Here is a 9,268-nt window from a genome sequence, read left to right as displayed (position 1 = left end):
TTGTAATATTTTGGTGGTAGTTAGGAGTCAGGAGTCAGGAGTCATAATTTTCAAGGTTTTTCGTTAATATTAACTATTCTAAAAATTTTCACAAATCATTTAGGATTGCTATATAAGTTGTAAAAATTCACGATCAAATAAACACATTCGGTGCAGCACCAACAACAAAAACCATTTTATTACTTCCCTTTAATCAAGAACCTAATTTTGACTTCTAGTATCAACGTTAACAAAAGCCATGCAACTATAGTCAATTCAACTCCTAGCTTTAAATACTATTCCATTTTTCCCATGCTAATAATAATGTCGGAGCCTTCCTGTAGTGAAATAATCTTCATCTAACTGTAAGAAAAAATACGATCGCCTCTACAAACAATCGGTAGGACCTAAGTATGAAAAATTTATTATATTATGTTCGGATAATCAGTTATAAATAAAATTTAAGAACTGACAGTACCGACAGTACCAAATAAATACTGAAATTATCTTGACTTTTCTCCTTCCCTCCTGACTCCTGACTCCTGATAACTCACAACAGTTATTTATAAGTATTCAACCGAACATGATATTACCCCACATTCTCGCTATTTAGCTAACCAAATCTGCGATAACCGTATTGAAGAAACACTACTGCGAAGCAATTTATCAACACTTGTTTACGATCGCCCCGAGTATACAAAATTCAACCAAGTTTTCGATTTATTTGGATTTGGGTTAATGGTCAGAGCTATGCTGCTAGTTAGAATTTATCCACTGAGTCGGTTTGAGTCAGCCAGAGCATTTAAACGTCGATTGGGTTTTGGTCAACACGAAAGGTCGAGCGGTCAGATAGAGGGCTATCAACAGTATTAAAATAATTGGACAAAGTTAAATATAATTAGATATTTACTATGATATACTAGATTGATGTCTAACAAATTTAACTATAAAAATGAGGTGGCCGATCAATTGAAATGAAATCAATAAAAACTAAACTAAAAGTTAATAATAAGCAAAAAACACTACCTGCCAAACACGCAGGTGTAGCCCGCCATACTTATAATTGGGGACTAGCAACTTGTATTGCTGAATACAAAAGCACCAAAAAACGCCCTAGTGCTATCACTTTGCATAAACGTTTGGTGGCTGAAGTTAAAAGTGAAAATCCCTGGTATTACGAAGTATCAAAGTGTGCACCAAGGGCAAGCATTAAGAGATTTAGAAAAAGCATTCAAAAACTTTTTAACTATTCCTAAACGTGGTTTTCCTAAGTTTAAGAAAAAAGGTAGAAAAGATAGTTTCTCCGCGCGAAGGAAGTATTAAGATTCTCAAGGGAAACTATATAAAGCTACCCAGAATAGGAATCGTAAAAACTTATGAAATTTTACCATCTGTACCAGTCAAAAATGTTACCATATCAAGACGTGCAGATAATTGGTATATCAGCTTTAAATATGATTTTGAACCAGCACCGACTGCCAAAGAACGAGATATTATAGGTGTAGATGTTGGCATAAATCTAAGCGCAACTTGTAGTGATGGGACGGTTTTTGCTAATGTCAAAGCTTACAAACAAGCCAAAAAACGACTCACTCGTTATCAACGCCGTGTTAGCAAAAAAGAGCCTGGAGCAAAAAATAGAGCCAAAGCCGTAAAGAGACTAGCTAAGACTCACAAAAAAGCGGATGCGACCCCGCGACGACGAAAGTCGCAAGGGAACGCGCACCAAGCAGTAGCTGATATCAGAGCAGATGCACTACATAAACTAACAACATGGGCGAGCTTTAAACCACAGCACCATAGTGATAGAAGACTTGAATGTAAGTGGAATGCTCAAAAAGCGGTCGGAAAGCGGAGCATTCCGTCAGGATGGGATGGCGAGGTCTCCGTTCCCTCCGGGACGCTACGCGAACGCTTGCCTCCAATCGACCAAGAGATCACAAACTAGCAAGTGCCATAGCAGATTGTGGTTTTTATGAGTTCAAACGTCAGCTAACATACAAGTGTGAATGGTATGGAAGCCAGCTAGTGATAGCAGATAGATTTTATCCAAGTTCTCAAATATGTTCTCCCTATCGGGCATCAACAGAAAATGCCTTTGCATGAGAGAACTTATAATTGTGATAACTGTGGATTTCAAGCTGACAGAGACTTTAATGCTGCTGTCAACGAGCGAAAATTATGGTATGGAAGTAGCTTGAGTTCCAAGCGATTTTAAGCCTGTGGAGAAGAAGGGACGCCCTTATGCAACGTCCGTACGCAGACTGCGGTCAGTGGTATATGCGTGAGACAGGAAGCTAGCTCCAAAGCTCATGCAATCAGTCATGGGTAAGTTTGGGTAAGTTTAGCAGAACGGTTTTAGTAGCGCAGACTCCAGTATTGCCAAAACGGAGTTATACAATTAGAGCCGAACATCTGTGGGTAAGAAAAGATTCATTTCTCAAGTTGGTTTAGAGATTCAGGCGAAGTTTGAAGAGCATTGACTTAATCAAAGAATAACGATATAATACCTAGGTATTTAAGTATATTATTAGGCATGCTGCACTCACCCGTATATGAAATCCATTAGAACTAAGCTCAAACTTAATAACAAGCAGAAAACTCTGATGGCTCAACACGCAGGCTACTGACGTTGGTGTTACAACTGGAGTTTAAGTTTATGAAATGCTGCTTATAAACATGGCTATCAACCTAATGTTTCCTTTCCTTCGGAATGCTACGCAAACGGAATGCTGCGCAAACGTAAGCTAATAGAGGTTTTTACTAATCACACAAAACCACTAATACCCTGGATGAAAAACTTGTCGTAAGCGAGTTTATCAATACGCTTTCATCAACTTAGGTGAAGCATTTAAGAGGTTTTTTCAAGGGCCCTTGTAAATATCCAAAGTTTAAGAAGAAAGGTAGTTCTGATTCTTTCACAATTGATAATTGTCGTATCATAGATTTGAAACTAAGTTGTCTAGATTACAATACTTAAATCGTCATAAAGAGGTGGGTTCTGCTAACTGGAGGGCAGCACAACTAAAGATAGCTAGGCTGCAAGAAAAGTAGCAAACATCCGTAATGACGCACTTCATAAATTGACAACATACTTAGCCAAAAACTACGGCACAATTGTCATTGAAGTATGACAATGTTCGGGGTATGTTGGCTAACCATAAGCTAGCTAAATCAGTTAGCAGATAGTGATTTTACGAATTCAGGCGACAGCTAAAATACAAGTACGAACAGCCTCAGTTGAAGCAAGAAGTAAACATTAAAATGTCGCGCTTATGACGTTTTATGTCGGTTTTATGAAGCAGTAGGGGGCAAAGTTAAATAGCAAGTCCGAAAAACAGGAAAAAGGCCAAACCGGAAAGTTTACCAACTTAGTCCACAGAAGAACTGTGGCTTTTACTCTGAGGAGATTATTTCCTCTGTTAAAATCTAATTGTGTTGATTAGTTTTCTGTTTTAACTTAGTAAAGTAATAGATCAAAGCGCTCATGCAACTTGTTAATAGGTTACATTTCAATAACCTGCGGGGGGATTTATTGGGCGGTATGACCGCTGCAATTGTGGCACTTCCTTTAGCTTTAGCCTTCGGGGTATCCTCCGGTGCTGGTGCAATAACTGGTCTTTACGGTGCCATCTTCGTTGGTTTTTTTGCAGCTCTGTGTGGAGGCACACCTTCGCAAATTACTGGTCCAACTGGTCCCATGACCGTTATCATGGCAACTGTATTTAGCACTTTAATCGCTAAGAATCCAGATTTAGGTCTGGAGATGGCATTTACTGTTGTTATGCTTGGTGGACTATTCCAGATACTCTTTGGAGTCCTGCAACTCGGAAAATATATCGTTCTGATACCCTACGCCGTAATCTCAGGATTTATGTCAGGAGTCGGCGTAATAATTATCTTGATTCAGGTCGGTCCATTTCTCGGTCATCCTGGCTCCGCGAATGTAGTTGAATCAGTTAGCAAAATCCCATACTTCTTCACCAATCTCCATCCGGTTGCAACTGCGCTAGGAATTCTCACACTGATAATTCTTTTCCTGACACCGCGCAGAGTAACTGCATTCATCCCGTCCCCACTCCTAGCATTAGTAATAGGAACTTTAATGTCAGTATTCTTGCTGCGAGATAGTAATTTGATACTCATTGGAGAAATTCCCACTGGTTTGCCAAAACCACACTTGCCAATATTTACCTTAGAGCAAATGAAGACTATGCTCGTAAATGGTTTGATGCTGGGAACTCTAGGGGCTATAGACTCCCTGCTTACCTCCTTGGTTGCTGACAACATTACTCACACTAATCACGACTCCGAGCGCGAATTAATTGGTCAGGGGATCGGAAATATAGTGTCTGGACTCTTTGGTGGATTACCAGGAGCGGGAGCAACCATGCGAACTGTCATCAATGTTCATGTTGGTGGAAGAACACCCCTATCAGGTATTACTCATTCAGTTATTTTACTATTTATTCTCTTGTGGGCTGGAAAACTGACCGAAGTCATACCCCAAGCTATCCTCGCAGGTATCTTACTCAAAGTCGGAATTGACATTATCGACTGGGAATTCCTCAAACGAGCGCATAAGTTATCACTCAAAGCTGCTGGCATTATGTACAGTGTACTATTGCTAACTGTCTTTGTCGATCTGATTACTGCAGTCGCCATTGGTATTTTCATTGCCAATCTCTTGACGGTCAAACGCCTTAGTGACCTTCAAATTGACGAAGTTAAGGCTATAGTTGAACCCCATGATGAGGCTCCCTTAAGCCATGAAGAAAAACAACTCCTTCAGAAAGCTAGAGGTCGCCTCCTTTTGCTACATCTCGGTGGACCGATGAGTTTTGGGGCTGCCAAGGCTATCTCTGGACAGATGGGGATGGTAGAAAAGTATGATGTTCTGATTCTCGACCTCAGCGATGTTTCTTATATTGGGATTACTATGTCTCTAGCTATTGAGAATATGGTCAAAGAAGCACGTCGAAAATATCGTGAAGTGTTTTTTGTTGGTTCATCTGGTCAGGTCAAAGCCAGACTCAAAAACTTAAATATCTGGAATATTTTAGCTCCCCAAAACCTAGTAGCGACAAGGATTGAAGCTCTGCAAAACGCGCTTACTATCTTGGATGAACACTACAAAGTTTAACACTCAATAATTTAAGGTTTAGTTACTAAATCAAGTCCGTTGAATCAGCGGTCAAAAAAAGTTCTTATTTCTATTTTTATACTGCTCAACTCTCCCCTCTATTTCACCTTCTCTGAATAAAAACCTCGCCCTTAAGGGCGAGGTTTTTATTCAGAATCTAGAAAAATCTTACGGTCATTCAGCAACCGTTCTACTGAACTTAGCCAAAGTTACCCAAAATCTATTTTGATATTTGAAGTTTAGTTTTCTGCTTATTTGACATCTATATTTACTCAATAGTGACACCAACAAAAAAACCTTAGTCTTTAGCAAACACAGGAGCAGATTCGATTTGCCTATCGTCTTCCCCTTCATGGTGTTCAGCAAATGAACCCTCTGGTTCTTTCAAGAAGAAAGCACAGAAAAATGCTACAATCATTGCCATGACTCCGAGAACTTCAAAGAAAATTTTATTACCAACAGCACCTTCGGGCAACAAACTAAATAAAGTGAGATAAACCACTGCACCCACGTTACCATAAGCACCAACATTACCAGCAATCTGACCAGTAACTCGCCGTTTCACTAGGGGAACTATAGCAAAAGTAGAACCTTCAGCAGCTTGAACAAAGAAAGAACAACACATTGTGAGCAACACAGCACCAGGTAACCACCAACCTTCACCTACACGACCAAATGTCAGATAACCAATCCCCATCCCAGCAGTCAATACTGTCATTGTTAACTTACGACTACCGAGCTTATCAGAGATTAAACCACCACCAGGACGAGATGCCAAGTTCATAAAAGCATAACTAGCAGCAATCATCCCTGCCATTGCCTTACTCAAACCAAAAGTATTTTCAAAGAAAGCGGGTAGCATAGAAACTACTGCTAACTCAGAGCCAAAATTCACAAAATAAGTTAACTCTAAAATTGCTACCTGGGAGAATTTATAGCGATCGCTAGGGGGATAGCGTTTTTCTCCAGCAATTAGCTCTTTATTAGTTGCCCAACAGTTATAAGCTTGGAAAGCATACAAACCTAATAGCAGTAACCAGACAATATAAAGTTGACCAGGGGATAAGAAACCTACTTTACTCAACCGCCAAGCTAACAAACAGAGAACTCCTATTAAAGGAAGATTCATCACCAGGAGGAAAATAAAATCACTTTGGGTGGTAACTTCTAAACCTCTAGCACGTTGGGGTTTTTGATATACTTTGCCAGGAGGAGTATCTTGCACATTAAAGAAGTAAAACACACCATAAAGTGCAGCAATAATACCTGTCAGAGCGATCGATAACCGCCAGTTCAGCACATCACCGGAACCAAAAGTTAACCAAGCAGCTATAGTTGGCAGTGTAAAAGCAGCACCAGCAGAGCCAAAGTTACCCCAACCGCCATAAATACCTTCTGCCAAACCTATTTCTTTAGGGGGAAACCATTCAGCTACCATGCGGATACCAATAACAAAACCAGCACCGACAATACTTAATGCTAAACGAGCGATCACCAACTGGCTAAAGTTTTGAGCAAGAGCAAACCCAATACAGGGAATAGCTGCATACATCAGTAAGAGTGAATAGGTGATTCTTGGTCCGTATTTATCTAGCAACATTCCGATAATAATTCGGGCAGGTACTGTTAGTGCAACGTTGCAGATAGCAATAGTTCTGATTTGAGAAGTTTCTAAACCAAAGTCTGCTTTTAATGATGTTGCTAATGGTGCTAAGTTAAACCAAACAACAAAGGAGAGAAAAAAGGCAAACCAGGTTAAATGGAGGATGCGGTAACGACCGCGAAAAGACCAGAGTTCTGTTAACATATTTTATTTGATTACGATTATGCTTATGTTCTGTTTATCAATTTATAAAGGTTGGAGCTAGTAGTCTGTCTAGTTAATTTTTAAGTGTTGATAATATGTTTCGGCTTTCGCCAACATATTTGGTCAGTATTCCGTGGAGCGTGGCGTTAGACATAACATACCGCTCACACGCACGCGGAGCAGGATTATCACACTGGGTAACAATTGAATCAGGAACGGTGCCTGCGTCAGTCTTGATTTATGGCTGTTTTCATTACAATAGACCAATTATAGCAGTCGAAGCAAAGGTTATGACAGTTATAAATCCTGAAACCCTTTGATAGTCTACTGTTCCCTGTTCCCTATTCCCTAGCGCTATATCAGGTCTGTTACTTATCAAGCTTGACGCATACTTATATTGTTTCTGTACTGTACCTTTGTGAAAACCGCTATAATTTTTGGAGGGCGTTATACTCTCACTTTTCATCTTGCGGAGCAGAACATACCGTTCTACTGAACTTACCCAAAGGATGGTTTGAGCTTTGGAGTCTAGTTTCCTGTTTTATCGAGAAGCACTGACCGCAGTCTGTTACCTTATTCTCAAGACCAGGCTTAACATCGGTGGTAACTCTACCTACTGATCTACATAGTTTTCCAGATTTTCTCACAGTCTAGATTTGAGCTGTATAACGCACCTTACACTAATCCTATCAGCTTGAAAACCGTTCGATGTAACTCAGTTTTGAATCCAAGTAGCATAAACAGATAATCCTAGATTTTAATAGATAATACCAGATTTTAGCCAACAGTTACAAGCCCTAACATCCACACCTAACACTTATTCAGCTACCCATTGGTTAACTTGAAGTACACCATTGGGAGTTAGTAGCACTAAAAATTCTGCTGTTGGTTTGTTAGCATCAATAGTGCTAGAGTTAGTCAATTTGGCTAAAGGAGTTTCTGCAATATACTCGGATGCTGCTTTATTGATATGTTCATACTTGGCAATCATTCCAGCGGAATTCATTGTGACTCGATAGGCTAAATTTTCAGAAAAAGTTGGATATTGTTGCCATGCTTTGTCGATCTGGTTGTACAGTACCGAGCTTAATTTCTCAAGAGTATTTGAATTAGTAATTTTTGGTGCTGCTTGAGTTTCTGGAACTGCCATAGTTACTTCAGTTTCTATCGGTGCAGTTTCAGCAGGTACTGTATTGACTGATGAGACTGACTGGGTAGTATCAACCACTGGAGAAACGCCCGAAGTTGATGCGATAACAGTAGATTTTGAAGTGGATGTGTTGGCTACAATAGGAGCAGTATCAGTAGTGGATGTAGCAACAGTAGTTTCTGCTTGTTGTTGAGCATATTCTCTTAGAGAGCGCTGCCAACTATTGGCATAAAAACCAGTAAATAGTGTTAACCCAATTACAGATATAATTTTCAAACCTAGAGATTTTGCGGTTTCGGATGAATTGTTAGAACTATTAACTGTAGTAGACATTGTTGAGATTCTCCTTGTTGTAAAAATAATGTTGTGTTTTGAGTGTAATAAATTTTAGCTGTAAGACTAAATTTGAGAAGCGCTATATAAAGTCAAGACTAAACTTGATTACAGTGCAAATTTCCCTCTTTGTTTTTTAGGTGACTAATTAAGCTACTCCGGTCTTTTTTGTAAGATTTCTGATAGATTTTCTAGACTCCCTTGCTCGAAAATTTACTTTGGTTGAGCACCAAAATTTTCAATTAACAAATTCCTTAATATTGGTTTAAGGTCTTCACAAGGAATACCTTTTTGCACACAACTGCCAAGTTGAGCATCCTTACCAACTTTACCACCCATGTACAAGTCAACACCCTCAACCATTTTTCCATCTTTGCGAGCTTTAGTACCCATCAGACCAATTTCTGCAACCTGGGGTTGTCCGCAGGAGTTGGGGCAACCAGTCCAATGAATGCGTACTGCTTTTGGCATTGATAGTTCAGTTTCTAGTTCTTTGGCTATTGCCAAGGCGCGATTTTTTGTTTCAACCAGAGCAAAGTTACAAAACTGTGCCCCTGTGCATGAAACTAAGGCCCTAGTTAATGGTTGAGGATTAATAGAAAACTTTTCTAGGAGGGGTTCAGCTAGAAATGCTTCCAGTCGAGAGTCAGGAATATTAGGAATGATAACATTTTGTTCAACGGTCAAACGGATTTCTCCATTGCCATAAACTTCAGCTAAACGAGCTAGGTCGAACATATCAGCAGCATAGAATCTGCCAACAGGAATATTTAATCCTACGTAGTTTAACCCTGGTTGTTTTTGTTTGTCAACCCCGATGTGGTCCCGCTTTTCCCAGATAATTTCGTCTTTGAGA

At 39.7% G+C, this 9,268-nt stretch carries 8 protein-coding genes and 2 pseudogenes; 7 read left to right on the top strand and 3 right to left on the bottom strand.

From position 1 onward, the window contains the following. Positions 1-729: 729 nt before the first annotated feature. From F6K22_RS20700 to F6K22_RS20680, 7 genes and pseudogenes are all read left to right on the top strand, one after another. On the top strand, positions 730-852 hold the full coding sequence (locus F6K22_RS20700; RefSeq protein ID WP_293102015.1) for a hypothetical protein: 123 nt from the start codon (positions 730-732) through the stop codon (positions 850-852). Between the two features lie 101 nt (positions 853-953). Further along, on the top strand, positions 954-1,235 hold the full coding sequence (locus tag F6K22_RS20695; RefSeq protein WP_293102012.1) for a helix-turn-helix domain-containing protein: 282 nt from the start codon (positions 954-956) through the stop codon (positions 1,233-1,235). Positions 1,236-1,237: 2 nt separating this feature from the next. Further along, on the top strand, positions 1,238-1,927 hold the full coding sequence (locus tag F6K22_RS20690) for an RNA-guided endonuclease InsQ/TnpB family protein (protein WP_293102009.1): 690 nt from the start codon (positions 1,238-1,240) through the stop codon (positions 1,925-1,927). Further along, a complete protein-coding gene (locus F6K22_RS43110; RefSeq protein ID WP_375340180.1) occupies positions 1,849-2,085 on the top strand; it encodes a zinc ribbon domain-containing protein in 237 nt (78 codons plus the stop codon). The genes F6K22_RS20690 and F6K22_RS43110 overlap by 79 nt, the downstream gene beginning before the upstream one ends. Further along, complete coding sequence (locus F6K22_RS43105) at positions 2,072-2,197, top strand: zinc ribbon domain-containing protein (RefSeq protein ID WP_375340179.1); 126 nt, start codon at positions 2,072-2,074, stop codon at positions 2,195-2,197. The genes F6K22_RS43110 and F6K22_RS43105 overlap by 14 nt, the downstream gene beginning before the upstream one ends. 337 nt (positions 2,198-2,534) lie before the next feature. Further along, positions 2,535-2,911: pseudogene (locus F6K22_RS43560) on the top strand (helix-turn-helix domain-containing protein); the annotation flags it as partial. 555 nt (positions 2,912-3,466) lie between these two features. Next, a complete protein-coding gene (locus F6K22_RS20680; RefSeq protein WP_293102006.1) occupies positions 3,467-5,122 on the top strand; it encodes a SulP family inorganic anion transporter in 1,656 nt (551 codons plus the stop codon). A gap of 298 nt (positions 5,123-5,420) precedes the next feature. Here F6K22_RS20680 and F6K22_RS20675 read toward each other — a convergent pair whose 3' ends face one another. From F6K22_RS20675 to nirA, 3 genes and pseudogenes are all read right to left on the bottom strand, one after another. Then, positions 5,421-6,929 carry an MFS transporter gene (locus F6K22_RS20675; protein ID WP_293102003.1) on the bottom strand — a complete coding sequence of 503 codons (1,509 nt, stop codon included), beginning with the start codon at positions 6,927-6,929 and terminating at the stop codon, positions 5,421-5,423. Positions 6,930-7,746: 817 nt separating this feature from the next. After that, positions 7,747-8,412 (bottom strand): hypothetical protein, encoded by a 666-nt coding sequence (locus F6K22_RS20670; RefSeq protein ID WP_293102000.1) that lies wholly within the window; start codon positions 8,410-8,412, stop codon positions 7,747-7,749. A gap of 213 nt (positions 8,413-8,625) precedes the next feature. Continuing rightward, a pseudogene (gene nirA / locus F6K22_RS20665) lies at positions 8,626-9,268 on the bottom strand (ferredoxin--nitrite reductase); the annotation flags it as partial.

Origin of the sequence: Okeania sp. SIO2F4, assembly GCF_010672385.1 — a bacterium.
In the GTDB taxonomy this organism is placed as follows: domain Bacteria; phylum Cyanobacteriota; class Cyanobacteriia; order Cyanobacteriales; family Microcoleaceae; genus Trichodesmium.
The sequence above is the reverse complement of the archived record's forward strand: the minus strand, read 5'-3'. Positions and strand labels throughout refer to the sequence as shown.